This window comes from Achromobacter seleniivolatilans (genome assembly GCF_030864005.1).
Lineage (GTDB): Bacteria > Pseudomonadota > Gammaproteobacteria > Burkholderiales > Burkholderiaceae_B > Achromobacter > Achromobacter seleniivolatilans.
The window spans coordinates 5617571-5644446 of the sequence record NZ_CP132976.1 but is presented as its reverse complement, the minus strand read 5'-3'; the positions used below and the strand labels follow the sequence as shown (position 1 = coordinate 5644446).

The 26876-nt window shown below is 59.4% G+C and carries 23 protein-coding genes, 1 tRNA gene and 1 pseudogene; 8 read left to right on the top strand and 17 right to left on the bottom strand.

Annotated elements, in window-relative coordinates; translation table 11 throughout:
* Positions 1-161: 161 nt before the first annotated feature.
* Positions 162-326: pseudogene (locus tag RAS12_RS25620) on the top strand (addiction module antidote protein); the annotation flags it as partial.
* Positions 327-410: 84 nt separating this feature from the next.
* Here the strand turns inward: RAS12_RS25620 and RAS12_RS25615 are convergent.
* The 4 genes from RAS12_RS25615 to htpG form a co-directional block, all read right to left on the bottom strand.
* Positions 411-1607 carry an MFS transporter gene (locus RAS12_RS25615; protein ID WP_306942661.1) on the bottom strand — a complete coding sequence of 399 codons (1197 nt, stop codon included), beginning with the start codon at positions 1605-1607 and terminating at the stop codon, positions 411-413.
* A 134-nt stretch (positions 1608-1741) separates the two neighbouring features.
* Positions 1742-2995: a type II toxin-antitoxin system HipA family toxin gene (locus RAS12_RS25610; protein WP_306942659.1), complete on the bottom strand. Its 1254-nt coding sequence runs from the start codon at positions 2993-2995 to the stop codon at positions 1742-1744.
* Complete coding sequence (locus RAS12_RS25605; RefSeq protein WP_306942658.1) at positions 2992-3258, bottom strand: helix-turn-helix transcriptional regulator; 267 nt, start codon at positions 3256-3258, stop codon at positions 2992-2994. The genes RAS12_RS25610 and RAS12_RS25605 overlap by 4 nt, the downstream gene beginning before the upstream one ends.
* A gap of 272 nt (positions 3259-3530) precedes the next feature.
* Entirely contained in the window at positions 3531-5429 is a 1899-nt protein-coding gene (gene htpG, locus RAS12_RS25600) for a molecular chaperone HtpG (RefSeq protein WP_306942655.1), read from the bottom strand.
* Positions 5430-5672: 243 nt separating this feature from the next.
* On the opposite strand from htpG, the gene RAS12_RS25595 reads away from it, so the two are divergent.
* Positions 5673-7064 (top strand): uracil-xanthine permease family protein, encoded by a 1392-nt coding sequence (locus tag RAS12_RS25595; protein ID WP_306942653.1) that lies wholly within the window; start codon positions 5673-5675, stop codon positions 7062-7064.
* Positions 7065-7151: 87 nt separating this feature from the next.
* Here the strand turns inward: RAS12_RS25595 and RAS12_RS25590 are convergent, their stop codons facing one another.
* Together RAS12_RS25590 and RAS12_RS25585 are read right to left on the bottom strand one after the other, a co-directional pair.
* On the bottom strand, positions 7152-7520 hold the full coding sequence (locus RAS12_RS25590) for an STY0301 family protein (RefSeq protein ID WP_306942651.1): 369 nt from the start codon (positions 7518-7520) through the stop codon (positions 7152-7154).
* Complete coding sequence (locus tag RAS12_RS25585) at positions 7507-7947, bottom strand: BPSL0067 family protein (RefSeq protein WP_306942650.1); 441 nt, start codon at positions 7945-7947, stop codon at positions 7507-7509. Before RAS12_RS25585 ends, RAS12_RS25590 begins: the two co-directional genes overlap by 14 nt.
* 194 nt (positions 7948-8141) lie before the next feature.
* On the opposite strand from RAS12_RS25585, the gene RAS12_RS25580 reads away from it, so the two are divergent.
* Positions 8142-8226, top strand: a tRNA-Leu gene (locus RAS12_RS25580).
* Between the two features lie 178 nt (positions 8227-8404).
* Here RAS12_RS25580 and RAS12_RS25575 read toward each other — a convergent pair.
* Complete coding sequence (locus RAS12_RS25575) at positions 8405-9025, bottom strand: BglII/BstYI family type II restriction endonuclease (RefSeq protein WP_306942648.1); 621 nt, start codon at positions 9023-9025, stop codon at positions 8405-8407.
* The gene (locus RAS12_RS25570) at positions 9006-9245 is read right to left on the bottom strand and encodes a helix-turn-helix domain-containing protein (RefSeq protein WP_306942647.1); all 240 of its coding nucleotides are present in this window, start codon (positions 9243-9245) and stop codon (positions 9006-9008) included. Before RAS12_RS25570 ends, RAS12_RS25575 begins: the two co-directional genes overlap by 20 nt.
* 91 nt (positions 9246-9336) lie before the next feature.
* Here RAS12_RS25570 and RAS12_RS25565 point away from each other — a divergent pair, with 91 nt between their 5' ends.
* Complete coding sequence (locus RAS12_RS25565) at positions 9337-10596, top strand: DNA methyltransferase (protein ID WP_306942645.1); 1260 nt, start codon at positions 9337-9339, stop codon at positions 10594-10596.
* A gap of 150 nt (positions 10597-10746) precedes the next feature.
* Here the strand turns inward: RAS12_RS25565 and RAS12_RS25560 are convergent, their stop codons facing one another.
* Positions 10747-11928, bottom strand: a complete 1182-nt coding sequence (locus tag RAS12_RS25560) for an NADH:flavin oxidoreductase (RefSeq protein ID WP_306942644.1) — start codon at positions 11926-11928, stop codon at positions 10747-10749.
* A 1-nt stretch (position 11929) separates the two neighbouring features.
* Positions 11930-12325 (bottom strand): RidA family protein, encoded by a 396-nt coding sequence (locus tag RAS12_RS25555; RefSeq protein WP_306942642.1) that lies wholly within the window; start codon positions 12323-12325, stop codon positions 11930-11932.
* 148 nt (positions 12326-12473) lie between these two features.
* On the opposite strand from RAS12_RS25555, the gene RAS12_RS25550 reads away from it, so the two are divergent.
* Positions 12474-13385: a LysR substrate-binding domain-containing protein gene (locus RAS12_RS25550; RefSeq protein ID WP_306942640.1), complete on the top strand. Its 912-nt coding sequence runs from the start codon at positions 12474-12476 to the stop codon at positions 13383-13385.
* Positions 13386-13402: 17 nt separating this feature from the next.
* Here the strand turns inward: RAS12_RS25550 and RAS12_RS25545 are convergent, their stop codons facing one another.
* From RAS12_RS25545 to RAS12_RS25515, 7 genes are all read right to left on the bottom strand, one after another.
* On the bottom strand, positions 13403-14200 hold the full coding sequence (locus tag RAS12_RS25545) for a fimbrial protein (protein ID WP_306942637.1): 798 nt from the start codon (positions 14198-14200) through the stop codon (positions 13403-13405).
* 380 nt (positions 14201-14580) lie between these two features.
* Positions 14581-17235, bottom strand: coding sequence for a fimbria/pilus outer membrane usher protein (locus tag RAS12_RS25540; RefSeq protein ID WP_306942636.1), 2655 nt, complete (start codon positions 17233-17235; stop codon positions 14581-14583).
* 119 nt (positions 17236-17354) lie between these two features.
* On the bottom strand, positions 17355-18092 hold the full coding sequence (locus tag RAS12_RS25535; protein WP_306942634.1) for a fimbrial biogenesis chaperone: 738 nt from the start codon (positions 18090-18092) through the stop codon (positions 17355-17357).
* 65 nt (positions 18093-18157) lie between these two features.
* Positions 18158-18733: a fimbrial protein gene (locus tag RAS12_RS25530; protein WP_306942633.1), complete on the bottom strand. Its 576-nt coding sequence runs from the start codon at positions 18731-18733 to the stop codon at positions 18158-18160.
* A gap of 410 nt (positions 18734-19143) precedes the next feature.
* A complete protein-coding gene (locus RAS12_RS25525; protein ID WP_306942631.1) occupies positions 19144-19689 on the bottom strand; it encodes a GAF domain-containing protein in 546 nt (181 codons plus the stop codon).
* Positions 19686-21041, bottom strand: a complete 1356-nt coding sequence (locus RAS12_RS25520; protein WP_306942629.1) for an MFS transporter — start codon at positions 21039-21041, stop codon at positions 19686-19688. The genes RAS12_RS25525 and RAS12_RS25520 overlap by 4 nt, the downstream gene beginning before the upstream one ends.
* Before the next feature lie 49 nt (positions 21042-21090).
* The gene (locus RAS12_RS25515; protein ID WP_306942627.1) at positions 21091-22320 is read right to left on the bottom strand and encodes a metal-dependent hydrolase family protein; all 1230 of its coding nucleotides are present in this window, start codon (positions 22318-22320) and stop codon (positions 21091-21093) included.
* 174 nt (positions 22321-22494) lie between these two features.
* Between RAS12_RS25515 and RAS12_RS25510 the strand changes: the two genes are divergently transcribed.
* From RAS12_RS25510 to RAS12_RS25500, 3 genes are all read left to right on the top strand, one after another.
* Positions 22495-23439 (top strand): LysR substrate-binding domain-containing protein, encoded by a 945-nt coding sequence (locus tag RAS12_RS25510; protein ID WP_306951613.1) that lies wholly within the window; start codon positions 22495-22497, stop codon positions 23437-23439.
* Between the two features lie 108 nt (positions 23440-23547).
* Positions 23548-24564 (top strand): amino acid ABC transporter substrate-binding protein, encoded by a 1017-nt coding sequence (locus RAS12_RS25505; RefSeq protein WP_306942626.1) that lies wholly within the window; start codon positions 23548-23550, stop codon positions 24562-24564.
* 135 nt (positions 24565-24699) lie between these two features.
* Positions 24700-26838: an ATP-dependent helicase gene (locus RAS12_RS25500; protein WP_306942624.1), complete on the top strand. Its 2139-nt coding sequence runs from the start codon at positions 24700-24702 to the stop codon at positions 26836-26838.
* Positions 26839-26876 lie beyond the last annotated feature (38 nt).

The following is a 26876-nucleotide window of genomic DNA, read 5'->3' as shown; positions in this document are numbered from 1 at the left end:
GGACGCCTTTTTTACGTCTGGCCGACGCTACCTGCACCCTGGCATTTTGCGATTTGACTATTTTTTTTCCATCGACGATGGTGATCATGATGCAGATGGACACGACCTGATCGCATAGATCAGGCAGCGAAATACTGGCAAGCCTGGAGACGTAAAGACCGATGAAAAGCCGCCCCCATGACGAAGCGATGGCCGAGCTGTACCGTGATGATCCGACGTTGGCTGTAGCGCTGATCAACAACGTGCTGGAAAACGGCGACCAGGCCGAACTGCTCATTACCCTGCGCCACCTTACTCTTGCATTCGGCGGGGTACAGGCGGTTGCCGCGCATGGCTGAGTCCTGCCGCTTAGCGCCAGCCCCAAAAAAAACGCCGCGTCTAAAACGCGGCGCTTGTCTGGCTAGCCTGGATCAGCAGACCTGCAACGCCAGCTTGCGGCGTTGGTTGACGGTGCGTTGCACCAGCACCAGAGCCAAACCAGCGACGGCAATAATCGCACCGGCGATCGGCACAGCGGCATAACCCATACCCGCCGAGATCACCGCGCCGCCAGCAGCAGCGCCCACCGCATTACCCAGATTGAACGCGCCCACGTTCACCGACGATGCCAGTCCCGGCGCAGCGGTTGCGGCGCGCATCACGCCCATCTGCAAGGGCGGGACCACAGCAAACGTTGCCACGCCAAAGATCAACAACGAGATCGCGGCGCCGACTTGCGTGGAAGCGATCCAGGGAAACGCCAGCAGATCCACGATGACGATGACGAGGAACGTGATCAGCGTGCCGTCCAGCGACCGGTCGGCCATGCGACCACCCATGCCGTTGCCCAACGTGAAACCCAATCCGATCAACACCAGCATGCCGGTAATGAAGCCTGGCGACGCGCCGGTAATCTCAGCCAGCGTCGGCGAAATGTAGGTGTAGAGCGTAAACATGGCGCCCGCGCCCAGCACCGTCGTCAACAGCGCGAGCAACACCACGGGACTCTTGAGCACCGCCAATTCATGACGCACATTCGGGCGGCGTCCGGCTTCACCCGCAGGCAGCGCAAACCATAACGACAGCATCGCGACCAAGCCCAGCACGGCAGTAGCCGCAAACGACATACGCCAGCCAATCACCTGACCCAGCCATGTCGCCGCAGGCACACCGCCAACGTTGGCGATCGTCAGCCCCATGAACATCGTTGCCACCGCGCTAGCCTGCTTGTGACGCGGCACCACGCTTGCGGCCACCAGCGAACCCAGACCGAAGAACGCACCGTGATTCAGACTCGTCACCAGACGCGCCAACAGCAATGTCGTGTAGTTGGGCGACAGGGCGGACAAGATATTGCCGATGGTGAAAATCGCCATCAACAGGATCAGCGCCTTGCGGCGTGACCAGCGTGAAAACGCCAGCGTCATCAACGGCGCACCCACCATCACGCCAATCGCGTAGGCGCTGATCAGCATGCCAGCGCTGGGAATGGACACGCCGACACCGTCGGCGATAACGGGCAGCAAGCCCATGGGGGAAAACTCGGTCACGCCAATGCCAAACGCACCGACGGCGAGCGCCAACAACGGCAGGCCGGACTTAACCGGTGGATTATCTTGCGGGTTCATGCGAATTCCTTGGGCCACTTCTGGATGTCAGGCGTGCAGTATGACCGTAGGACCTTTGCAGAAAAAGCCGTATTCCGGGCAAACACTTTTGACTTGGAGTCATGAATCCGACCAAAACAAACATGTGCCCCTGCCTACTTCCAGCGATTTGCGCACTTACGCGTATTTGTCTTGATCCATTGCCCCAGACGCTCAATCAGGGCACGTTCCGTGCCTGCCTGGGACTGCGCCAATAGCGACGTTTGCACCTGATCCAGCGCTTCGGGCAGGTCTGCTGCCAACTCCTGCGCCACCGTCAGGACATAACGCGGCGCAAAACCCAACTCCCTTGCCATCGCCTCAAGGTGGGCCACCCCGATCTTGCCCGATTTCATTTCGCCCCCTATCGCCAGCGCAAAATTCTTGGCCAATCCGGGATACATGGCTGTGCACATCAGATCGTAAAAAGGCGCTAGACGATATCGTCCATCGCTGGCTTGCAGCACCGACAGATTCTTGGCGTGACTGTCGTTATTGCCAACGCACAAATTGAAGATAACCCACTGCAACAATCGTTTTACGTCCGCCGCGCCTACACTCATGTGCTTCAACAGCTCGCGGCAATCTGCAAGAGATGGTCCGCCATCCGCTTCGTACTTCAAATCGGACGGCTTGCCTGCCAACTGGCACAGGTCTAATTGATGCAGGCGCAGCAGCCCGCCCTGCCCATCTGGCAGACGGTCATAGCGCCTGATCAGGCAAGCGCGCGTGTCAGGTTGATAACTGACCTGCGCCACGCCCAGTCCCAGTTTTTCTGCCAATTGCATCACCAGGGTTTCATTCAGGGCTGACGCCCAGACCCCTTCCAAGCCCCGGATATCCGGTTTCAATATATGTGTGGAAGGTGCCGCGCCTTCCGGCATGGCTGGCAATCCGTCTGGCATCACCGACAACAGCAACTTGTCCTGCGCCCCGGCCAGAGAAATGCGTGCCCCTTCCGCGTTCTCGGCGACCAGCGACGGCACTGCGCCATTCTTCAACCGGGCTGCAACCTCTTGCCACGTTGCAGGCCGGTAATGCGGCGGTGCAGGCAACTCTCCTTGCGGCAATAGCGTCAGACCGCTAGCGGTGTCGCCCCCAACGCTGCGCAATAGACCGAATACGGTCGTGGCGTGGCGGCTGATCTGCAAGAATTTGCGAATATGCCCTTCGGGCAATAAGTTTTCAAAGTAGGCGTGCACAGCGTCGCCCAGATGCTCCGGACGGGTCAGCGGGATGGTCGGTGAGATCGCCCGCGCACCCGGCTGGGTCAACCAGCCTGCGTCATAAACAAAGCGCAGCGGCCGCTCGTCGAACAAACGCCCAACCTTGAGATCGGCCTGATAAAGGTCCAAAGCAGCAACGGTCATGACAGGCTCGCATGCTTGGGCACCACCTGCACCTCCAGGCCCAGCAGATCCAGCATATCGAGCACCTTCTGCAATTGCAGCGTCGGCTTGCCGCGTTCCAGATCCACCACGAAACGATTGCCAGTGCCTGACAAACCCGCGAGGTCGGCTTGCAGTAATCCTTGCGAGCGCCGCACGGCTTTCACCAGCTCGCCCAACTCAGCCGACGAGTGAACAGCCACCGGGATAGCCGGGAGGTCGCCCGATTTATTTTCCGTGGACATAGGAATCTCCAGAATTACCGTTCGGTAATTTTATGGACTTAACGGGTAAAAAGCGAACAAAAATTACCGATCGGGAATATTCAATCGGAATAGCTGAATTCGGCCATCAATATTACCGATCGGGAATATTTTCTATTAAGCAGGAATCCTGAGGCCAAGTTCGCTGCGGAAAAATTTCCACATCCCGTGATCGGTATTCACAGGCATCTTCTAACCGCCCCAACAAAAAAGGCGCCCTCTCGGGCGCCTTTCACATCCAACACGCTTGCCGCTTACTTCAGCAGCAGCGCATTCAAGCGCTTCACGAACGCGGCCGGGTCAGCGATTTGCGCGCCTTCCGCCAGCAAGGCTTGATCCAGCAGCAGGCGCGCCCACTGATCAAACTCGCCATCTTCGGCAGCGCGGATACGCGCCAGCAGCGGGTGTTCCGGATTGATTTCCAGCACCGGCTTCACGTTCGGCGCTTCTTGACCGGCGGCCTTCAGCATACGCAGCAGGTGCGGGCTCAATTCATTCTGGCCCACCACCACGCACGCCGGCGAATCCACCAGACGCAAGGTCACGCGCACTTCCTTGACCTGATCTTCCAGCGTCTTTTGCAGGCGCTCGACCAGCGGCTTGAAGTCTTCAGCCACTTCGGCCTGATGCTTCTTTTCTTCTTCGTCGGCCAGCTCAGCCAGGTCCAGACCGCCCTTGGCGACCGAGACCAGCGACTTGCCATCGAACTCGCGCAGGTACGACAGCATCCATTCGTCAACGCGGTCAGACAGCAGCAGCACTTCGATGCCCTTCTTGCGGAAGATTTCCAGATGCGGGCTGTTGCTGGCCGCGGCAAAAGTATCTGCCGTCACGTAGTAGATCTTGTCCTGGCCTTCTTTCATGCGCGACACGTAGTCGGCAAAAGACACCGTCTGCGACTGGTCGCCCGAATTCGTCGACGCAAAGCGCATCAGCTTGGCCAGACGTTCCAGATTGGCGGAGTCTTCGCCCGCGCCTTCCTTCAGCACCTGACCGAATTCCGACCAGAACGTGGCGTAGTCTTCCGGCTTGTTCTCGGCAATGTCTTCCAGCAAGGACAGGATGCGCTTGGCCGAGCCTTCACGAATGGCGCGCACATCGCGGCTTTCTTGCAGGATTTCACGCGATACGTTCAGCGGCAGGTCCGCCGAATCAATCACGCCGCGCACAAAACGCAGGTAGGACGGCAGCAGTTGGTCGGCATCGTCCATGATGAAGACGCGCTTCACGTACAGCTTCACGCCATGACGGCCGTCGCGGTCCCACATATCCATGGGCGCGTGCTTCGGCACATACAGCAGCTGCGTGTATTCGCTGCGGCCTTCAACGCGGTTGTGCGTCCAGGCGAGCGGATCATCGTAGTCGTGCGAGACCGTCTTGTAGAACTCGCGGTATTGCTCGTCGGTCACTTCCGACTTGCTGCGGGCCCACAGCGCGTTGGCCTGATTCACCGTTTCCAGTTCTTCAGTCTTGACCTGCTCGCCCTTTTCTTCGTTCCACTCTTCCTTCGCCATGCGGATGGGAAGCGAGATGTGGTCCGAATAGCGGCGCAGAATCTCGCGCAGCTTCCAGCCATTCAGGAAATCGTCTTCGTCAGCGCGCAGATGCAGGGTCACGTCAGTGCCGCGGCTGGCCTTTTCGGCGGCGGCAATCGTGAATTCGCCCTGGCCGTCGGACTCCCACTGGATCGCGTCCGTGGCGCCGGCACGGCGGCTGACCACCGTCACCTTGTCCGCCACGATGAACGACGAATAAAAGCCCACGCCAAACTGGCCAATCAACTGGGCGTCTTTTTGCTTATCGCCCGTCAACTGCGAGAAAAACTCCCGCGTGCCGGAACGTGCAATCGTGCCCAGGTTGGCAATGGCTTCTTCGCGCGACAGGCCAATCCCGTTGTCCGAGATCGTGACGGTACGAGCCGCCTTGTCATAGCTGACCGTAATAGCCAGCTCGCCATTGCCTTCCAGCAGCTCGGGCTGGTCAATGGCTTCGAAGCGCAGCTTGTCGCAAGCATCCGACGCGTTCGACACCAGCTCGCGCAGGAAGATTTCCTTGTTGCTGTACAGCGAATGGATCATCAGGTGCAGCAGTTGCTTCACCTCGGCCTGAAACCCCAGGGTTTCAGATGCGGAAGACGTGGCGGTTTGGCTCATAGTTTTACGTGAAGGTCGAAAAAAATTAGGGACGAATGATTGAAGGATCGCGCGGCGGGCAGGCCCGTGCGGTATCCGGGAGACCCTACAGATGTGGGGGCTATCGGGAACATTTCAAGACCAGAGAACCGCCGGCCTCGGTGCCCCCCGGCCCTTCTGCGACCAATCCCCCGGGCGTCCCGGGGCCATCCCCGCTAAAATCCCGCACTTTCCCCACCTACCCCACCCGGCCGGCCCTCCGCCATGCAACCCGCCTCCCTAACCCAACCTGCCCCCTCCAGCGCGCCCGACGCCGCCGTACCGACCCACGATCTGGTCTACGGCCCCGACGACCGCCCCGCGCCGCCCGTCGCCTTTGTCGCCGCGCTACAGCATCTGCTGGCCATTCTGGTTCCCATCGTCACCCCCGGCCTGCTGATCTGCCAGGCCCTGGGCGTCAGCAGCCGCGACACGACCCTGATCGTGTCCATGTCGCTGGTCATCTCGGGTATCGCCACCTACGTGCAATGCAAGCGCTTCGGCCCCTTGGGCGCCGGGCTGCTCATCGTGCAGGGCACCAGCTTCAACTTTGTCGGACCGCTGATTGCAGGCGGCTCGGTCATGGTCAAGCAAGGCACGCCGGTCGAAGCCGTCATGGCCGCGATCTTCGGCGTCGTCATTGCCGGGTCCTTCGTCGAGATGGGCATCAGCCGCATCCTGCCGTTTGTGAAACGCCTGATCACCCCGCTGGTTACCGGCATCGTCGTGCTGTTGATCGGTCTGACGCTGATCAAGGTCGGCCTGATCAGCATGGGCGGCGGCTTCGGCGCCATGGCCAACGGCACGTTTGCCAGCGCCGAAAACCTGACGCTATCCGGCCTGGTGCTGGGCACGATCATCCTGCTGAACCGCGTGCCGGTAGTCTGGGTCCGCAGCACCGCGCTGGTCCTGGCGCTGGCCGTTGGCTACATTGCCGCAGCATACATGGGCCGCCTGGACTTCACCGGCGCCCGCGAGGCCGCACTGTTCCAGATCCCTGTGCCGCTGCACTTTGGCCTGGGTTTCTCGTGGGCGCTGTTCGTACCCATGCTGATCATTTATCTGGTCACGTCCCTGGAAGCCATCGGCGACGTCACGGCCACCAGCAAAGTTTCCAAGCAGCCCGTCGAGGGCCCGCTGTGGATGCAGCGGATTAAGGGCGGCGTGCTGGTCAACGGCGCGAACTCGTTGCTGGCGGGCGTGTTCAACACCTTCCCCAGCTCGGTCTTTGCGCAGAATAACGGCGTCATCCAGCTGACCGGCATCGCCAGCCGTCACGTGGGCGTGTGGATCGCCGGCATGCTGATCGTGCTGGGCCTGTTCCCGGGCGTAGCGGGCATTTTGCAAGCCGTGCCTGAACCCGTACTGGGCGGCGCGGCGATGGTGATGTTTGGCGCGGTGGCCGCGTCCGGCATCAACATCCTGGCCGGCATCCACCTGGACCGCCGCGCGCTCCTGATCATCGCCGTGTCCCTGGCGCTGGGCCTGGGCGTGTCGCAAGTGCCGGAAATTCTGTCGCACCTGCCGCATGCGGTGAAGAGCGTACTGGAATCGGGCGTGGCCACGGGCGGCATCTGCGCCTTGATCATGAACTGGTTCCTGCCCGAGAAAAAGTAAGCCAGCAAGAACGCATAAAAAAGGGGATCGGCGCTTGCCTGAACGGCAATGCACCGATCCCCTTTTTGCCGGGCGCTATAAGGCCCTTCAGGGGGCTTTACATGAAGCCTGCGCCACCTGCCCCTTCGGCGCGTGCACGGTGCATTGCGTGGCGCCTTCAGCCACCAGCACCACATAGTGCCGGGAATCCCGATACCGGCATTTCATGGTCGCCGCCATATTCGCGTCCAGCTCCCAGCGCAGCGTATCCGGATCATCCTGCACCGTTTCAGGCACCAAGGCCACACGGTTTTCGATCGGACCATCAAAGACGTTCAGATTAGCCAGCGACAGCTCGACACCGTCGATGCTGATTTGCGCCGGACATTCGAATCCGTTCTGCGCGGCCTGCGCTACGCCACCGGCCGCCAACCAAGCCAATGCCGCAGCGGCGGCCCACGCCTTACTCGATGACATAGAACTGCTCTCCGTCATTGGATGCATAACCGCGCCCTCGGAAAGGTATCAAGCGCGAATCAAACTCCCGGCCGTTCCATTGGTCATAGACGATCAGGCCCGCCGAGGTCTGGCTATCGTATATGGCCGCGTGGCCTTTGTACTTGCCATGGCTGTCAAAGGTCGCGATTGCCGTGCCAGGGCGGATCGTCCCGTTGTTTTTGACCAGGGCGCCCTTTTTCCAAAAGGGCGTCCGGGGCGCCTTGGCAAAGTACTTCACCGCAGCCACGCATTCAGACGATTCACCAAAGTATTTACTGCCGTCGCCTTGAAGGCGGACGGTTGCTATGGACGCAAGATAAGGCATATTCCAGGTCATCTCCAGGGTAGCTCCGCCCAAGCAAGGCTTGAGGCGGAAGACCGGGTTCGGACATGGAACAGGCGGCAAGAGCGCCGCCAGACAGCTGCCGAACACCGGAAAAACGGTGCCGGTCAGTGTCTGGGACTTGGCAGAACGGGACTATCAGCAGCGTCTTAGAAACCCCCGAAAGAATGGCCGCCTGACAAATTTTAAAAGTACGCATATAATCGCTGTCTTCGCATCTCCCGCAGCCGTCAATTGGACGTGTTCGCGACCTCCTTGCCCGGGTGGTGAAATTGGTAGACGCAGGGGACTCAAAATCCCCCGCCGCAAGGCGTGCCGGTTCGATTCCGGCCCCGGGCACCATCGACACAAGCTATTGTTCCACTAGGGAATTCTCGACATCCAGCTAATGGGTGACGAGCAAATTTCGGTCCCTGAACAATCAGTTCTCCGCAATTTTTACGCAAAAAAACCACAGCGTTTTTATACCCACCCCCGCAGGTCCAAGTGGACAGCAGAGGTAGGCGTTGAGCGCGCAAGACTAAAGTTGAGCCCGAATGCGTGAAGCACCGAAGTGATGCATGCCATCGGTGCCTTTGGGGATTAGAGGCACATCATCGGATTCGGCATCATGCTGAACGGCAATTACCGCAAGCAAGCCTTGAACATGCGGCCAGCTACGCCATACTTCAAAGTATGGTGCGATTTCCTCGTAGTTCCCGACTCTGTCTGTTAGGTACGGGTACATTGCCCGAGTGGGGAGCACGATAATCCCACCGCATAGCTCATTGCGAAGCATACCCAACGCCATCTTGTTAATGGCACGATGGGTAGACGAAATATTGCCGGTCTCCCATTCGACAGCGAACATCCGACCATCACTTAGCGTCTTAACTGCATCCAGCGGCCCTGGTGCGAGGTCGCCAATTCGAATCCGCATTTCCGTCCGCCACCCTTTTGAGGCCAGATGGCGCACGAAATCATGCTTAATCGGGGTAACGCCGTTACCGTTCTTTATGGGATTGATCGTGAATTCGCGTGCCCCCACTGGCCACACCACTTCAGCAATGCCGGCCCGTATCTCCTCTACAATCTCCAATCCTTCTGCGGATGTGGCGAAGGCCCCGCTCCGGATAAGATGCTCAGTCCGCATCAATCTCATTCATAACCTCCTCTACGTAGTTCATCAAAGTAGATGGGGGCATATGCAAAGCAGCGGACAGCTGTACCATCGACCTCAGCGTGGGCTGCCTGAGGCCGCGCTCCAATAGCGAGATGTAGGTGCGGTCGAGCTGTGATTCAAAAGCCAATTGCTCTTGTGTCTTGTTGGCTTCCGACCGAAGCCGCCGCAAGACGCGGCTGAAAGCTTGCTCTGGCGTCATAGTCCCCTCCACAGCGCACAGTGAGGGGTTGGCAGACAATAGTCGACGGACTATAGTCACGCGACAGATTTACTCACGGATTTATCGAACTATGCTGTTAGCGGCGCTTGGGCTTGACCCAAAGAACACTCGCTCAATCAACGATCTGGCCAAGCGGGCTGAGGTCCTGCCCCAGCGCCTGCGGTTCTATGAAGAACAAGGAATTGAACCGACCAATGAGGAGTTGCAGCGCCTAGCTGCGGCCACCGGGTTGACGGAACTTGAACTTCGCTTAAAAAGCGGCCTCATCAATCGGGCAATCATCGAAAGATTAAGCGCCCATGCACAGGATGTGGCTGGAATTCTGGGGAATAGTCCGGCCATCAACAGCAAAGTTCGAGCAAGGGCGAATAAATCACTAAAACCAGCTTTCAAGAACGCTTTGGGCACGCTGTTTCAAGGGGATTGCATGGACATCATGGCTCGGCTGCCTTCTGAATCCGTCGACATGGTATTTGCAGACCCACCTTTCAACCTTGATAAGCTGTATCCGTCCGAAATTGATGACAACCTGCGCAAGAGTCACTACCTCCAGTGGTGTGAGGAATGGCTCGCGGAGAGCATCCGTCTCCTGAAAGACGGAGGGAGCCTGTTCGTCTGGAACCTCCCAAAATGGAACACTTACCTTTCTGCTTACCTGAATCGCCACCTAAATTTCCGCCACTGGATAGCGGTCGACATAAAGTACAGCCTCCCCATGCAATCCAAGCTGTATCCGTCTCACTACTCACTCCTTTACTTCGTGAAAGGTCCTCGCCCCACAACCTTCCATGCCGACCGCCTTCCAATGGAGGTATGCCCGGCATGCTGCGCAGACCTTAAAGACTATGGCGGCTACAAGGACAAGATGAATCCGCTGGGCGTAAACCTGTGCGATGTTTGGAATGACATCCCCCCGGTCCGCCATGCGAAATACAAGAAACGAAAGGAAGCCAACGAGCTATCTATCAAGCTACTGGACCGAGTGATTGAAATGTCGACCAACGAGGGGGATTGTGTATTCGACCCATTCGGAGGCTCAGGTACGACATATGCAGTCGCAGAACTCAAAAAACGTAAGTGGATAGGCGTGGAGGTCGGCCCGGTCGACGGCATCATTGAACGCATGGAGAGCCTCGATGAGGAAGCGGAATACCTAGACCGACTCCGCGCAGGGTACAACCACCTCTTCTTGCCCGAGATGGAGCGTCGACGAAAAGAATTGGGACGCTGGACTGTCGGTAACATTCCGAAAGGGCCGTCGCGAAAACGGAAGGAACCAGACATCGGCACCGGCACAGGCGACCAACGCCTCCTAGAAATAGAATCCTAGACGGTAGCACTTGAAACCCGCATCAGCTAAGGCTCTGCGGGTTTTTGTCGTCTGGGGCAATCTACGGTCACCTACCCACCAAACACCGACAACCCGTTACCGCCCTCCTTGAGAAACCGGCAGAACGGACACTACACCGGCCCTGAGATTTCAACGCTTGAGCAAAGCCGCACTTCCAACAGCAAGACTCCGCTCCGCACGATGCCGATCAGCATTAGCAAGATCAGCAATCGGCGCCAGCAATCCTCGATCGAATGTCTCATGCGCCTCACCAGCTCGCAGTCTGTCGGGCCAGTCGGCATGCGTGAGTGCGCCACGGCCAAGCGAAACAAAGTCCGCTTCCTGCCGCTCGATCATTCCGGCAGCCTGCATCGCGTCATGCAGCGAACCGTTTGCCAGCACCGGCACCGCAACATGCTTTCTCGCCAGCGCCGCGAGTGAGGGGCCGCCCTTACCAAAAGCGGCGCTCCAGGCCTCAAACTCGGTGGTGTGCAGATAGTCGATGGGTAGCGCGCCGAGCAAACCGAAGATCTGTGCCGCATCGGCCTCCCCGCCCTCCCATTTGTGCGTGAAGTCGTTGACCTTGCCCTGCGAGCAGCGCACGCCCACGGCAAAGTTCGCGCTCGTCGCACGTCGGACCGCGTCGATGACATCCGCCGTCAGGCGAAGCCGGTTGTCCAGACTGCCGCCGTAGCGGTCCTGACGCAGATTGGTGTGAGCCGTGAGGAACTGGTCCAGCAGATATCCGTTGGCGCCATGTATCTCCACGCCATCGAAACCGGCTTCCTGCGCCCTGCGCGCCGCTTGCGCGAAGCCGTTGATCACTTCGGATATGTCATCGGCCGTCATCGCTTCGGGCATCTGGTAAGGCCCTTGCCCCCGATAGAACGCCATCTGCTGCCCCGCTGGCAACACGGCCGAAGGCCCTTTCGTCGTAGCGCGGTAGGGATTGCCTTGCGACAGCGCGCCGGCATGCATCAGTTGCGCGACCACGCGGCCGCCGTGCTTATGCACACGGTCCACCACGGTTCGCCACGCATCGCGCTGCGCGTCGTCGGCCAGACCGGGCTGGAAAAGATAACCCTGCGCAAAAGCCTTGTCCGTATAGATGCCTTCGGTAATCACCAGACCGAAGCCGCCGGCAGCGTAGGCTTCGTAGTAGTCGGCCATCTGTTTTGTGGCGTGACCGCCCGCCGTGGCGCTGACCCGGGTCATAGGCGCGACGGCCAGCCGGTTGGACAGGCTAAGTTCGCGTCCCACCCGAAGTGGTGTGAACAAACTAACCCGCGAGGTTTGCGCATCGCCCGCCAAACGATCATGAGTGGTGTCCACGTTAGCGGCCCTCTTGTTGGCGTACGGCCGCGATCGCCTCAATCTCGATCATGGCCGCGGGGTCGTATAGCGCCTTGATCTCTGCGATCGTGTCTGCGGGGTACGGGGCCGAAAAAAAACGGCGGCGCAGCGCCACTACGTCGTCGAAATGCCCCATGTCAGTCACGAAGATGGTGACCTTGATCACGTCCGCCAAGCTGGACCCGCCCGCTTCCAGTGCGCGCCGCAAATTCAAAAAGGCTTGCTCGCCTTGGGCAAGAAAGCCGTCCGCCACGATCTTTCCGTCGTCGGCGGCGCCCGCCTGGCCAGAGATGAAGAGCAAGTTGCCGTACTGAATGCCCTGCGAGAGCAAATACGGCGCGTAATGGTCGGGTTGAGTCGTGACTTGATGCAGCATGATGCGAATTCCTTCACTTATGATCGGTGGAGATCGACAGATAACTGGCCGATCCATACCGCAACTGTAGGAAAGATGCGCTGCGCGCGACAAAGGTTGATTTGTCAGCTATAAGAAGAGAATTTCTCATCTATAGGCAGTGCTGCCCATGCAACGTCGATTTCTTCCGCTATCTGCGCTTCGCGCATTTGAAGCCGCAGCGCGACTGGGCAGCTTCAAGGCAGCCGCGGAGGAGTTGGCGGTCACGCCGACCGCAGTCAGCCACCAGATTCGCGCGCTTGAGGCACAGACCGGCTTCGAATTGTTCGATCGCCACATACGCAAGGTGTCGTTGAACGACGCAGGGATGCTGCTCTATCCGGTGCTGCGTGATGGGTTCGATGCGTTCGAAGCGGCGCTGGCGCGGTTGATGCAACAGCGGACGCGGATGCTGGTCAGCATCTCCGCGACGAATGCTTTCACTGTGAAGTGGCTGGTGCCGCGCATGAGCGATTTCCGGTCGCGCCATCCCGGCATAGACCTGCAATTGCTGGCTAGCGACGACCTTGTCGATCTGCGATCGACGGCAGTCGACATTGCGATTCGCTATGGCCGAGGGCCGTATCCCGGCCTTGTGACCGAACCTCTGTTCACCGACCGCTTCGCACCCGTCGCAAATCCGCGCTTGGGCGTCACTTCATTGGAAGATCTGGCTCGCGTGCCATTGATCCGTTTCGACTGGAAGCGGCCTCAGCCTGACAACCCGACTTGGGAGCGTTGGTTCAAGGTCACGCAACAGCCACCGCCGCCTCAAGCGAGTGAGCTGCGCTTTTCTGACGAAGGGCACGCCATACAAGCTGCCGTCGCGGGACACGGCATCGCCTTGGTCAGCTTGGCGTTGATCGCCGACGAACTGTTAGCCGGCAATCTCGTGCAGCCATTCGAGCCGGCAATAGACGGCCACACCTATCACCTGGCCATGCACGCCGACCGCCCGCCTTCGGCATCAGTCCAGACGGTCGCGCATTGGTTGCGTGCACAGGCACGCGGCGAGCACATCGAAATTGAAAACGCTGACTGATCACTACGCGCGCGCATTCACGGATAGACAATCGTCAGCTTCGCGCTCGCACTCATCTCACCCGGCGAGGCCGAGCCGCTGGCGTCCGGCAACTGCACGTACTGGGCGGTAAACGGCAAGGAGTAGTTCGCGCCTTGGGCAGCGTTGACGCTACCCGTAGTGATTGGCGCACGTGCGGGCAAGGTACTGCCAATCGGGGCCGGGCCGAAGGGAACCGGCGTAGTGTCGTTGTCGTGATAGATGCGGATGCCCACATTGGAAGCGCCTGCTGGGCGCAGATAGTCGTTTGTGCTGCTGGCGGCCAAGGCATCGGTGAAGTAGGCGTGAAAGATCGTGCCCGCACCGCAGTTTTTTGCCTGGATGAAGAAGGGCTTTTCTCCAGACACGCCCGCCGTTCGAGTCGTACCGTGGCGCGCGACCGAAGCACTATTTGCTGCGCCTAGGGCTACGGTCTGATTCAACGTCGCAGTGTCGAATTCACACGTCGGAGTGGGGGGGATGGGCAGCGTGACGGCTTGCAATGAAGCCGGGGGAAGCGTGGGAGTAGGGACCCCACCACAATAAGCGGGCTCGGTAGTTCCTGGATTCGGCTCCATTTTTGCTAACAGCATGAGCGTGCCGGTCTGCACGATTGTCATGCCACCGCCCGCGTATGCGTCGCTATCCGTCACCACCAATTCCAATAGATATGAAGCGGTGTATTCGGGGTTGTTCGACATGGTCAGCACACCCGAGGCGACGCTCGCTAGCGACGTAGGGATGGGAGCGCCGATGGGATGCATATTCAAATCCGCGATGGGGGCCAGTGAAGTCACGCCATTCCATTTGACACGCAATCCGACGCCGGGATTTCCGCTCACAGGGACGGAATCGGTTGCGCTGTCATACCCCTGGGTCGTGAGCCGAACAGCAGCCACTTCGAACGCCCCGCCCATGACAGGGGGATCTATGCTACTGGTACGCGCCGAGAACGTTGCGGAGGCCAAGACAGTTCCCACGGTTAATCCGTCCGCGTTGGGCCTGACCGACCAGGCGCTGGCCGTATTCCAATATTCCGTTCCGCACTGGCGGTCTGCCGCCGCGGGCGCGGACCACAACAACATTGCGAAGAACGCCATTCCTGCGACGCTAGCGGCGAACATTCGAGCGCGGACGATCTTTTTGAGTGCGACCATCTGTATTCCTTGAGTTTAGATTAGAGCGCATACGAGCCGACGTGCTCCGCCGCAAGCGCGTCCTCTTGCTTGTGCGTGGGCACGGAGAGGGCGCAAGTCACCACAACACGCTGATAGTTTTCACCCTCCACCTTGACAGGCAGGCGATAGGGGATGTTGCAAACCCGCTGTTCCCAACGCACCGTCAAATGACCGCTCTCTTTGCCGTCCGCGATCATCGTGAGCGCGCGGCCGCGCGGATCGGTGATCCCCAGGCGGGCGCCCTCGGCGCTGTCCACAACGGCGCCAAACGGCACCGGCTGGCCGTCGGGCTGGTTGATCTCGAATTGAATACGTCGGCCCGTATCGGCCTTGAACGTGGCCAGCACCGCCGCGCCGCGCGTCGGCACGACTTGCTGTGTTGCGTTGTCGAACTCGATGTCGGCGCCAATCTCCCGCGCATTGATCTGAACCCAGTTGCCACGGAAGGGCGTGGCCGACGGCACGATGGCGTAACCATTGGACCCCGTCTTCACGCCCGAATAGCTCGACAAAGCCACGCCTGCGACGGGCGGGTCCACCTTGGCCAGCACGAAGGTGTCGCCCAGCGATTGGCCAAGGTTGACGCCGCCGCCGTGGACCACCAGGGAACCATTGGCCGATAACGAGCCGCTGCGGTATTGGCTGCCTTGACTATACGAGCCGCCGACCCGGCCGAACGAGGTGACGGCGTTCAGCGCAGCCGACCCGCTGGCGCTACCGTCCAGCCCACGTCCGCCCGCAACCGAGTAAGCGATGTCCTGTTCGGTCGGCAGCCGGCCGCTGACCCCTGCCTGCACCGAGGTGCCAGACGCCTGCCGGTTCATGGTCGTATAGGCCTGCGGCGCATGCGCGCCACGGCCCAGCGGGAACGACAGCGATAGCGAGGCAACATTGTCGGAATAGCGCTGGCGGCTCACTGGCGAGCTGACGTTGCTCGAACGCGTGTACCCCAGGTTGTAGCTGACGGGGCCGATCGAATTGCTGTAGCCCACCGTCAAATTGCCGGAGCGCGAGTCATCCCAGTAGCGTGCTTGGGAACCGCTCAAGTACAGACTGCCGAACCGCCCGCCACCGCCCAGGTTCTGCGACACATAGGCGTCCAGGCGCGACTTCACGTGGCCGGTATCTCCGAAATAGCGATAGCGCTCGTCTACGCTGCTGCTGGCCTGCACGTGGTCCGCAAGGGTGCGGAACCCATCATTCAAAGCTTGCTGGTAGGTCACGGACACGTTCGTATCCGTCGCTTCAAAGAGCTTTCCATAGCGCAGGTTCATGCGCGTCCCAGATGCGCCCTCTGACGCGCCCTCTGATGCGCCAACACCCGCCGCATTACTGCGAGCATGCGTCAGGTCCACCGACACCGCGCCCACGCGGGTATTTACTCCTGCCCCAGCCGAAAGCGCCTGGTAGCCGCGAGACAGTTGCGCGCCCGCCGCCAAGGTCACGTCGCTCGTCAAGCCGTAGAGCATTGAACCGCTGGCGAACACCGGTTGCTCGCTTTTGCTATACGTATTGCGATATTGGCCAATGGCGGCGTCGAAGGTGACTCGCCCTTCGCGCACCATCAACGGCGGGCTGGAAAACGCCTGCCGCGTGACGCGGCGGCGGCCATCGGCTTCGATGATGGTGATCTCCAGATCGCCGTTGGAGCCAGACGGCGCCAGGTCGGATATCTCGAAGGGGCCCGGGGCGACGGAAGTCGTATAAATCAGGTAGCCATTCTGGCGCACCTCGATCGTCGCATTGGATTCCGCCGTGCCACGAATGACCGGCGCGTAACCCTGTTCGCTGTCCGGACGCATGGCCTCATCAGAAGCCAGGGTAGCGCCAAGGAAGCGCACGCCGTCAAACAGCGGCGAGTTCGTGTACGTCTCACCCAGCGCCATTTGGCTTTTGATGCCGCTAAAGCCACGCTGCACATACGTGTTCTGGCTCTTGAAATTGGTGCCCCGCCCGCTGCCCGATGTGACGAAGGAATTGTTCCGCAGGCGCCAGGGGCCCACGTTCACGCCCATCCGCAAACCTGCATTCGTCTGCTGCGCCGAAGACGAACCGCTCGCGGACGAGAAGTTCTTTAAGGTGCTGAAGCTGTAATCCACAAAACCCACGCGCACGCCGTCTTCCCACAACGAGGGGTCGATGTAGCCACGCCGCGAGGCGCTCAAGTAGGCCTGGGGGATGCTGATGTTCAGACGCAGGCTGGCCGCGTCGTAGGTCGCTGACGCCGCCGCAATAACATCCGGCAGCCGATGACATTGCACGGGGTGCAGCGTCTTTCCGTCAGCTTCGATCTTGTCGGTGGACACGCCCAACTGCTTGAGCATCTCCAGCGTAAAGCAGGGCCAAGCCTCATCGCCCGCGCCGTCCTGCATGAAGGTCACATCACGGCGGCCGGCGAACGTCGTATTTAAGTAAACGTCGACCCGGTACGTGCCGGGCAGCACATCACTGCCCGACAGCAGCGACTTGACGTCCACTGGCGCGCGCAAGCCATTCATGAAGGCCACGTTGTATTGCGGCGTAGCCATGGCCACCTTCTCATCAAGCGCTATTTTTGCGCTGTCGGCGGCCGCCTGCACGCCAAACGGCAGGCTCACCGTCAGGGCGCCCAGCGCGGCCGCACGGCGGCAAAAATATCGCTTTGCTTGGTTCATGAAAAGTTCATCACGAAAATTCAGGCCACACGCGGCCAACCGGCACAGATTTGCCAGCTTCGCGTAAACCTTGAGATTCAAAAATGCGCGGCGGGGCCGAGCCCGCACGCCAACGGGAACTACTTGACTACCGCCTTGGCGGTCACGGTGTTGGTTGCAGAAAGTTGAACTTCATAGCGGTCTGCGCCGCCGAAATCATTGATGTTGGAGAACGTCACATTCGAGCTCGCCCCTTCAACCGGAAGACGAATGGTTTCGCCCGGCGCAATCATGGTGGACGGCGTGCTCTTCCCCGATCCGATGGTGATGTTGGTCATCGACACATGGAATGGCGTGGGGTTGCTGACGTGTATCGTGGACTTGCCGGCAGCGGGCGCAATACGCCATTGAAGCGCGGCGGGCGAGTCCGCGGCATTACCCTTCAAACCTGCCGGGCGGAAAAAAATCTTGATCCGCTGAAGCACGGCGACTTGCAGCGATCCGGCCGATTGACTCGCTTCTGGCACTTCTTGAACATTGAGCCAGAACACCGACTCCTTGTCTTGCGGCAACGTGTTATTGCCACCCGCATACAGCACGCGCAGCAACTGCTGGCCATCAGGACGCATTTTTGCCAAAGGCGGGGTAACGGCAAGGGGCAGGTCTCCCTTGTCGCCGGGCGTGTTGCTTTCGATCCAGGCTTGAACAAGGATGTTGGCATTGCCATTGCGCACCGCCAGCGCTGCCTCTTTGTGCTTGGCGTCGAATATAAGCCGCGTGCCACTGAGCGATATCGCCGCTTGGGCACCGGCGCTCCAGACCAGCGCAACGCCCGCAACAAGGGCTGCGGCGCGTCGGCGGAATAAGGAATTCAACATGGTTGTCTCCGCTCGCGCCTTCCTCGACCGCGGCGCGAGCCGCGACGAGGAAGGCATCGCATTGTTTAGTCGTACGACAGTTCGTAGTTCACGGTCGCGTTGGCAACGCCGGGAACCACGTCTGCGGCCAGCTTGCCGGCCGACTTCGAGTAGTAGGCCATCAGCGGGAACGTGGTGTAGCCGCCGACCAAGTCGGCGGACAGGGTGACCGAGCCGCTGGTGAAGTCCAGGGGCAGGTTCGTGTTTTCGTTGACCAGCATGACCTGCACGTTCTGTGCGCCGCCGGGTTGCAGGCCGATGCCCTTGCCCGAAGCCACTTGGCGCGTCAGTTTCAGATCAACCGACGTGCCTTCCATGCAGGTCAGTTCCAGCGTCAGGGACTGAGCCAGCTTGCCGCCCACGCCGCCAACAGCGGGTTGGGCCTCGGTGCCCAGCACATCGGCGGCGACCGTACCCATGTCTACGGTGATGTTGCCGCCATTGCTGGTGACGTTGGCGCTTTTGCTCGCGACGGTGCACGAGTTGGCGTTGATGTGGCCGGTGAAGTTGATCGTGCCGGTGGCGCCAACGGTCGGTTCAGCGAACGCGGCAGTCGATCCCATGGCGGACAGGATCGCAATAGCGATAATGGATTTTTTCATTTGATGGATGAATGAATGAAGTTGATGTTGAACGGGCCCTCCCGATGAGGACTTGCAACGCTGCGGGAACCGATTTGAGTTGTTCTCACAGCCAAGATCATTCTAAAAACCAGCGCCATCATTCGAGAGACGACAAGTACGAAGTTTTTCCACATCAACTAGTACTGGTACGAGAAAAAGACTGGGCATATCTCAGACGCTTAAGATTCGGAGGCCCGATCAAGCGCGAGCTGTCCTGCCGCGGAGCATGCCAAGAAACAAAAACAGGCGACGATCGCCCGATGGGTACGAACAGCCACCGGTAGGGCCTAATCAAAAATGCCCGCCATAAAAAAAGCCGAACATCTGAAAGATGTCCGGCGAGGCAGTACGTTGACACGTCCGTGTGCGCCAGAGCGCGGGCGATAAGCTCAGACGCTGTCCAGCCCAGACCGATCCAGTCCGTCCACGGCCGATTGCGCGGCGATCCTTTCCTCTATGAACACCGGCGCGCACAGCCCGGCAATCACTGCGGCCAGATCGTGATCCGCCTGGTCATACGCATGGCGGCGAGCCAGCATATTCAGCGAGCCTATCACTCGCCCTTCGTGGCGCACCGGGATATTGAAGGCCGACTGTAGCCCGCGTTCAATCAGCATCGGCGCTTCGGAAAACACCGACCGCACATCATCTTCGTCGCTGGCCACATACAGCCGCCCCTCTTCCAGAACATGCCGTGACCACGGACCGCTACCGGTCGTCTTGAAGCCGCCCAGCGGGCTGATGCTGTCATCAGAGGTATAGAGCCGCTTCATCAGGCGGTGTTCTTCCAGATACAGAAGCGCCGTAAAGAGCTGATGTCCAAACGCCTGTTCCAGCATTACAGATATCTCGGCCCACTGCGCCTTGCGGCTGCTGGCCAGCCCCAAGGCCCGTGCGTGTTCCGCCCAAGGCCGCAATGGCGATGCCTGCGTCATTGATTGATCTCCTCAAGCACCACGCCGCGCGTGTTCTTGCCAAAGAACAGAATGCCCAGGCCGCCAACCAACAGAATGGCCGTCATCATGGCGAACACGCCCGCAAACCCCAGCACCGGATACGCCACGCCCACGATGGTGGGAGATGCGATCGAGCCGATGCGCGCAAAGGCCGATGCCGCGCCCATGCCGGTCGCCCGGATGGACGTGGGATAGATTTCAGCCGTGTAAGTGTATTGGCCCGCGATCACGCCGTTCATGCCAAACGACAGCAGCATGCTCAACATAATGATCTGTTGCTCACCGGTAGCCAACGCCAGGCCCAATGCCGACAGGCACGACAGCAGCATGTAGATCAGAATCGTGTACTTGCGGCCGATCTTGTCGTTGAAATACGCAGCCGAGAAGTAGCCCGGAATCTGCGACAGATAAATCAGGATGGTGTACGAGAAGCTCTTGGTGATCGTGAAGCCGCGTTCCACCAGCAGGCTGGGAATCCACACCAGGAAGGCGTAGTAGCAGAACAGCACGGTGATCCAGAACACCCAGACGAGCATGGTCGTGCCCAGATAGGTCTTGTTGAACAGCGATGCCAACTTGGCCATTGAGCCTTGCGGTTCGGCCGCAACGGAACCGGCTTTGCGAGTCGCGACCGGCGTGGGCAGCGGACGGCCCAGTTTCTGTTCGACTTCGGCTTCGATAATGGAGCAGATGCGGTTGGCTTCGGCGGTCTGGCCGCTGTGCTCAAGCCACCGGGGCGACTCGAACAAAGACTTGCGCCACCATAGCAGAAACACCACCGGCACGGACGCGATGATCATGATCCAGCGCCATCCATCGTCGCTCAGAGGCACGATGAAATAACCCAGCAAGGCCGACATCACAAAGCCAAACGAGAAGAACCCGGCCAGCGCGCCTGTGAACCGTCCGCGATACTTGCTGCTGACGAATTCAGCCAGATACGGCGCGATGATGGCGCCTTCGGCGCCCATGCCGATGCCCGCGATCATGCGCAGGATATAGAACTCGTGATAGTTCCGGGCGAAGGCATTGATGAAGGTCGCCACGCAGAACAGCAGCAAGGCCCACATCATGATCTTCTTGCGGCCGTAGCGGTCTCCCAGAATGCCGGAGAACAGCGCGCCTACCAAAAAGCCTACGTAGGTGCTGCTGGCGATCCAGCCGACCTGTCCGGTGGACAGGCCCCATTGAACGCGCAACGACGGGATGATGAACGCAATAATGCCTGCGTCCAGCGCTTCAAATGCAAGCCCCAGGCCGCCGATCAGCAGCAGCCGGAAATGAAAACTGGAAAACGGCAACCGCTCAAGGCGGTCCGATACGGAATACATAGTGAAGTTCCGGGAGAGTTTGAGAAAAGACGACAGCCGTCGGTCTTAGTCAGCAATCATTCTTGTGCAGCAAGCCGCGGTTGACGATCAGCTTGATCGAGTCGGGTTTGGTCAGCAGTTCGATGTTGGCGAGCGGATTACCGTCTATCAACAGCAGATCCGCGTAGGCGCCCTCGCAGACTTCGCCCAGCAGGCCTTCTTGATTCAGGATCTCGGCGCCGATCAGCGTTGCTTGCTGGATGACCTTGGCGTTGCCCAGCACGCGGCTGCGCAGCAGCAGCTCGTCGGCCTGCATGTAGTGGGTTTCGCCCAGCAGATCGCTGCCGTAGCCCATCTTCACGCCCACCTCGTCCAGGATTTCCAGCGCCTTCAAGCCTTGGGTGCGCACGGTGGCGATCTTCTTGACCGAGTCCATCGGCAAGCCATAGCGCTCGCCATCATTGGCCAGCCCTTCATAGGTAATGAGTGTGGGCACCATGTAGGCGCCGTGCTCTTTCATCACCTGCGCGGCCTCGTGGTCGACCAGATTGCCGTGTTCGATGGTGCGGACACCGCAGCGCACGGCGCGCGAGATCGCGCGCGGCGTGTAGGCATGCGCCATCACATAGGTGCTGGCGTTGGTGGCTTCTTCAACAATGGCGATCAGCTCGGCCTCGGAGAAGCCCAGGTTCTGGATCGGATCGTTGGGCGAAGCCACACCGCCCGACGCCATCACCTTGATCTGGGTTGCGCCCTTCAAGATTTCTTCGCGCACGGCCAGGCGGCAGTTGTCCACGCCGTCTACGACACGGCCAATGTTGCCGATCTTGACCGAGCAAGGGCACGGGTCCAGTTCGTCATTGCGCGGGCGGAAATCACCATGGCCGCCCGTTTGCGACAGCGCCTTGCCCGAGCAGAACAAGCGCGGCCCGTCGATCACGCCGTCCAGCACGGCCTGCGCCAGTGCCCAGTCCGCGCCGCCAGCATCGCGCACCGACGTAAAGCCGCGATCCAGCATGCCCTGCATGATGGGCAGGGCGCGCAACAGCGCCAGCGCGTTCGGCAATGCCGCCACACGGCCCAGATTGAACGACGACGCCACCACGTGCACGTGGCAGTCGATCATGCCGGGCATCAGGGTCATGCCCTTGGCATCGATGACTTGCGCATCTTCACGCGTCAGATCTTCAGCGCTGATGCGAGAGATCAGTCCGTCCTCGATCAGCACATTCGCAGCGCTTTCAAGAACCAGCGTTCTGGTATTCAAGATCTTGCAATTCTTAACAACAACCGGCTTCATAAATAAATCACGCTATCCGTTCAACATGCAGGGAAATTCAGCATGGCGAACTCTACCGGTACAATCGAAGCGTCCGATACCGGGTCTCCCCCTAGGCGTTCGACACAAATTCGAACAGCCTTATGAGCTTTACTCATACCCCCAATGAAACGCCGCTGCCCTACCCTTTCTGAGCTGAATGCGTTCGTGGCTGCGGCTCGCCATTTATCGTTTTCAAAAGCGGGCAAAGAGCTGTTCGTCACGCAAAGCGCCATCAGCCGGCACATCGCGACACTGGAAAATTATCTAGGGCATGCGATGTTCATCCGCGCCACCAATGGCTTGCAATTGACGCGCATGGGGGCAACGTATCTAAGCCTGATCCGGCCGGCCTTGCACACGCTGGAAAGCGCTACGTCGCAAGTCATGACGACGCAGCAATCCGCTAAGTCGTTGAACCTGTCAGCCGCGCCCACCTTTGCCGCGCAGTGGCTGTTTCCGCGGTTGAAGACGTTCCGCGAAGTACACCCGGACATCTCGATTAACTTCGTGCGCTACAGCGTCGCCGACTACAAAAGCACCGAACTGGATTTTGATGCGTCCATTCAGTATGGATACGGAGACTGGCATGACGGTAATGCCACCTATCTGACCGGCCGCGAAACCCGCGTCGTGTGTTCACCCGAATACTTGAAGCAGCAGCGCATCAGCAGTTTGGAAGACATTAAAAAATGCACGCTGCTGCAACACATCGAGATTCCGCTTTCCTGGGAATACTGGTTTTCCACTTATACCGGTGATTATGATCGGGCCCGTTTCGGCCCGGGCTTCAATTTGTTTTCGATGGTGATGCAAGCCGCATCATCAGGCTTTGGCGTGGCGTTGATGCCCGACTGCCTGATTGAAAAAGAACTTGCCACCGGTCAATTGGTCGATGTGTTTGACCGCAGCTTTGAAAGCCCGCTGGGTTATTACCTGTGCGCGCCGAACTGGCGCAGCAATATGGAAAGCTATGACCGGTTGAGCCAATGGCTGTCGCACGAGTGCTTTCATAGCGGCGCGGCGCCTGTCAATTCCCGGACGCCGCCCGGCAAGAGCAGCGCAGCGGACTGCCCGTACTGCGACGCAAATTCCGCATAGTGGATTTAACGGGAATTCCCCGATACTCCCGCCCTACCCCCCTGGCTACCATTCCGCGCACCTCAGGCTTGGTCTGAAGAACAAATGCGCTCAGAGCGCGGAGACACCATGAAAGCACTCAAACATGTCGCGGCAGGCACCGCCTTACTTATTTCGTCCTGGACTGCCCACGCCGGGGTGACTTTTGATGCGGTCAAGAACAAAGGCTTTGTTCAGTGCGGCGTGTCCACCGGTGTCGCGGGATTCTCCGTCAACGACAGCAAGGGCGGCTGGATCGGCCTGGACGTAGACCTGTGCCGCGCGCTGGCCATCACCATGTTTGGCGATGCCTCCAAATCCAAGATCATGGCCGTCAGCGCCGTGCAGCGCTTTACCGCCTTGCAGTCCGGCGAAGTGGACGTGCTGCCGCGCAACACCACCCTGTCACTGACCCGCGACACCACGCTGGGCCTGATCGGCGTTGGCGTGAACTACTACGACAGCCAGGGCATCATGGTGAACAAGTCCCTGAACGTGAAGAGCGCCAAGGAACTGGACGGCGCCACGGTCTGCGTGCAGCCCGGCACCACCACCGAACTGAACCTGTCTGACTGGTTCCGCTCGCAGAACATCGTCTTCAAACCGGTTGTCGTGGAACGCCTGGACGAAATCATCCGCGCCTTCGCGGTGGGACGCTGCGATGCCTTCACCGGCGACAAGTCCCAGCTGGCCGCAGCCCGCACCAACCTGGAGAACCCGGAAAAGTACGACATCCTGCCGGAGAACTTCTCCAAGGAACCGCTGGGTCCCATGGTGCGCCAGGGCGATGAACAATGGTTCAACGTCGTGCGCTGGACAATGTTTGCCATGCTTGAGGCCGAGGAATACGGCATCACGTCGAAAAACGTGGATGAGATGCTGAAAAGCACCAACCCCAACGTGCAACGCCTGCTGGGTGTAACCCCGGGGATGGGCAAAAACCTGGGGGTAGACGACAAGTGGGCTTACAACATCATCAAAAACATTGGTAACTACGGCGAGAGCTTTGAAAAGAACCTGGGACCCAGCAGCCCGCTGAAGCTGACCCGTGGTTTGAACGCCTCGTACCGTGATGGCGGCTTGATGTACGGATGGCCGGTGCGTTAATCGCGATTGACAGAGTCTGAATGGCTGGCTGGCGCGCACAGCGCCAGCCAGCGGTTCGATGCGCTCTCGGTACTTCCCGTACACTGAACTCGCATCTGTACCCGGCGGCGCCCCTGTCCGCCCTTTCACCGACTCATGACAACCACTCCCTATTCCGCTCAGTTCTTCCCCGCAGGATTCGTCCCCACCGAAGAACAGAGAAAAATCCAGACCTCGCAAAGCCGGACCAGCCTTGTCATCGCCAACGCGGGCGCGGCAAAGACGACCACCTTGGCGCTGCGGATCGGAGAAGCGCTTACCCGGGGGCTGGCGCCCGAAGACATACTTGCCCTGACCTTCACCGATGAAGCGCGGCAAGTCATGCAGGCGCGTCTGGTGGAAGTGGGCATTGCCTATAACACTGCCAAACGGATCAACGTGCAAACCGTTGAAGAGTTTGCGCAACGTGTTCTGTCGAAAATCGAAGATGGCAAGCCAGAGGTTCTGCATTCCACCCGAGAGCAGCAGAGCTACGCGTTGACCGCGCTGGACGGCGTGGGGGAAAGCAACCCGCAATTTGCGGATGCACTTGATATCCGCACACACAACACCGCCGTCAGCCAATTCCTGGATAACCTGCTGAAGCTCAAAGCCATGATGCGGCTTTCAAGCGACGACAACATCGATCCCGAATACACAGCGCAAAGCCTGAATATTCCGTTGACAGATTATCTGTGGGCCGTCGAATATGAAAAGCAGCGCGTGGATGTATTCGGCTTTGTCGATGCGCGCGGCTTTTTTGATGCCACTTATGATCTTGCCTGCCTGCTGCGATCCGCGCCCGACGCGCCTGATCTGCTGCCTGCGTACAAGCTGGTGGTCTGCGACGAATTGCATGACATCAACGAAGCATCGTTCTGCATCATTCAGGCGCTGACCCGCATCGGCACGACGTACTTCGTCGGCGTGGGCGACAAGGATCAGGTCATTTATTCGCACTTGGGCGCAGACGAATCGTTCCTGCAATATCGCATCGCTGCGAGCTTCCCGGATTGCGTCAGCTTTCCACTGACGATGACCTACCGCCACGGCCCGCATCTGGCCTACGCGATGGAAGCCTTCAAACGCAAACCCGTCGACTCGAATCTTCCTTTGCGCACAGAGGTTCACGAACTGCACTACGCCAGCGCATCGGGCGTATGCGGCCCGGAAGTCATCAAAGCCATTCATCAATGGAAGCAGGATGGCAAGCCGCTCGATCACTGCTGCATCCTGCTGCGCGACGGCCATCAGTCGATAGAAATAGAAAATGCGCTGATGAGCGCAGGCGTGCAGTACCGCACGCTAACCATGAAGAGTTATCTGCTGCGCGAAGAAATCCTGTTTCTGCGAGGCATGATTGCGATTGCGCTGGACGATTTCCACCACGTGGCATCACCAGCAACGCGTGAAGCCATTGTCGAGGCCCTGGCCACCTTTGCAGAGGTGCCATTGACGCCCCAAGAGCTTCGTGAGGCAAAAACCACGATCGCCAAAGAGCCCTCTTCGCTAAAGCACTTTTTTGACGGCCAGATTCAGCGAGTGGGCAGTGTTGCCGCCCGCACGCGCATCGCGGATGCGGTAGCGTACTTGCGTGGATTGTCTGTCGATACGCTGGCACACGGCGCACTTGAAAAAGTCTGCGAATTGGTCGATATGGATAAGCTGGCAAAGCGCCTGTATGTTCATCCCTATGAAGCGTCTGTGGTCACCAAGTCCGTCAGCGGGTTCATCACCACGGCTCGCAACTCTGGAAAAACCCTGCGCGAGTTCTCTGAATGGATTGGCGCTGCGGAAGCCTTTGCCGGCGCACGGCCGGGCAAGAACGCGGTGTTGATGGACTGCATCGTGAACGTCAAGGGCAAGGAATTCGATCATGTGATCTTGCCATTCCTGGACGCGGGCGAATTTCCGAATCCGCTACGGAAGCTCGGCGAAGAAGAGAACCTGTTCTATGTTGCCGCAACCCGGGCGAAATCACGCCTGAGCCTGATTTACTCTGCCGAACCCGCGCTACGCAGCGGATTCATTGCGCAATTGCAGTTGGCAAGCGTCCAAAAGCGGGCAGACACCGCTCTGAGGCGCAATCTGTCAGCGCCCGTCAAAACGGTAGGCCATCGTGACCTTAAGGTCGCATACGCGAACCGGGACGTCGTGAAGGCGATGGGCGCACAGTGGGACAAGACGCGCAAGGTTTGGTACGTGCCTAGCCACCTGGACCCCGAGCCATTCAGGAATTGGTTCGCGGACCAGTAGGCCTGTAAGCACAAACAAGACGTCCCCTAGGGTTAGCC

What these genes read in the sequence shown, in the direction of transcription:
- RAS12_RS25615 (WP_306942661.1), bottom strand. Translation starts at nt 1,607, where the DNA reads ATGAACCCGCAAGATAATCCACCGGTTAAGTCCGGCCTGCCGTTGTTG.
- RAS12_RS25610 (WP_306942659.1), bottom strand. Translation starts at nt 2,995, where the DNA reads ATGACCGTTGCTGCTTTGGACCTTTATCAGGCCGATCTCAAGGTTGGG.
- RAS12_RS25605 (WP_306942658.1), bottom strand. Translation starts at nt 3,258, where the DNA reads ATGTCCACGGAAAATAAATCGGGCGACCTCCCGGCTATCCCGGTGGCT.
- htpG (WP_306942655.1), bottom strand. Translation starts at nt 5,429, where the DNA reads ATGAGCCAAACCGCCACGTCTTCCGCATCTGAAACCCTGGGGTTTCAG.
- RAS12_RS25595 (WP_306942653.1), top strand. Translation starts at nt 5,673, where the DNA reads ATGCAACCCGCCTCCCTAACCCAACCTGCCCCCTCCAGCGCGCCCGAC.
- RAS12_RS25590 (WP_306942651.1), bottom strand. Translation starts at nt 7,520, where the DNA reads ATGTCATCGAGTAAGGCGTGGGCCGCCGCTGCGGCATTGGCTTGGTTG.
- RAS12_RS25575 (WP_306942648.1), bottom strand. Translation starts at nt 9,025, where the DNA reads ATGAGATTGATGCGGACTGAGCATCTTATCCGGAGCGGGGCCTTCGCC.
- RAS12_RS25570 (WP_306942647.1), bottom strand. Translation starts at nt 9,245, where the DNA reads ATGACGCCAGAGCAAGCTTTCAGCCGCGTCTTGCGGCGGCTTCGGTCG.
- RAS12_RS25565 (WP_306942645.1), top strand. Translation starts at nt 9,337, where the DNA reads ATGCTGTTAGCGGCGCTTGGGCTTGACCCAAAGAACACTCGCTCAATC.
- RAS12_RS25555 (WP_306942642.1), bottom strand. Translation starts at nt 12,325, where the DNA reads ATGCTGCATCAAGTCACGACTCAACCCGACCATTACGCGCCGTATTTG.
- RAS12_RS25550 (WP_306942640.1), top strand. Translation starts at nt 12,474, where the DNA reads ATGCAACGTCGATTTCTTCCGCTATCTGCGCTTCGCGCATTTGAAGCC.
- RAS12_RS25540 (WP_306942636.1), bottom strand. Translation starts at nt 17,235, where the DNA reads ATGAACCAAGCAAAGCGATATTTTTGCCGCCGTGCGGCCGCGCTGGGC.
- RAS12_RS25535 (WP_306942634.1), bottom strand. Translation starts at nt 18,092, where the DNA reads ATGTTGAATTCCTTATTCCGCCGACGCGCCGCAGCCCTTGTTGCGGGC.
- RAS12_RS25530 (WP_306942633.1), bottom strand. Translation starts at nt 18,733, where the DNA reads ATGAAAAAATCCATTATCGCTATTGCGATCCTGTCCGCCATGGGATCG.
- RAS12_RS25525 (WP_306942631.1), bottom strand. Translation starts at nt 19,689, where the DNA reads ATGACGCAGGCATCGCCATTGCGGCCTTGGGCGGAACACGCACGGGCC.
- RAS12_RS25520 (WP_306942629.1), bottom strand. Translation starts at nt 21,041, where the DNA reads ATGTATTCCGTATCGGACCGCCTTGAGCGGTTGCCGTTTTCCAGTTTT.
- RAS12_RS25515 (WP_306942627.1), bottom strand. Translation starts at nt 22,320, where the DNA reads ATGAAGCCGGTTGTTGTTAAGAATTGCAAGATCTTGAATACCAGAACG.
- RAS12_RS25505 (WP_306942626.1), top strand. Translation starts at nt 23,548, where the DNA reads ATGAAAGCACTCAAACATGTCGCGGCAGGCACCGCCTTACTTATTTCG.
- RAS12_RS25500 (WP_306942624.1), top strand. Translation starts at nt 24,700, where the DNA reads ATGACAACCACTCCCTATTCCGCTCAGTTCTTCCCCGCAGGATTCGTC.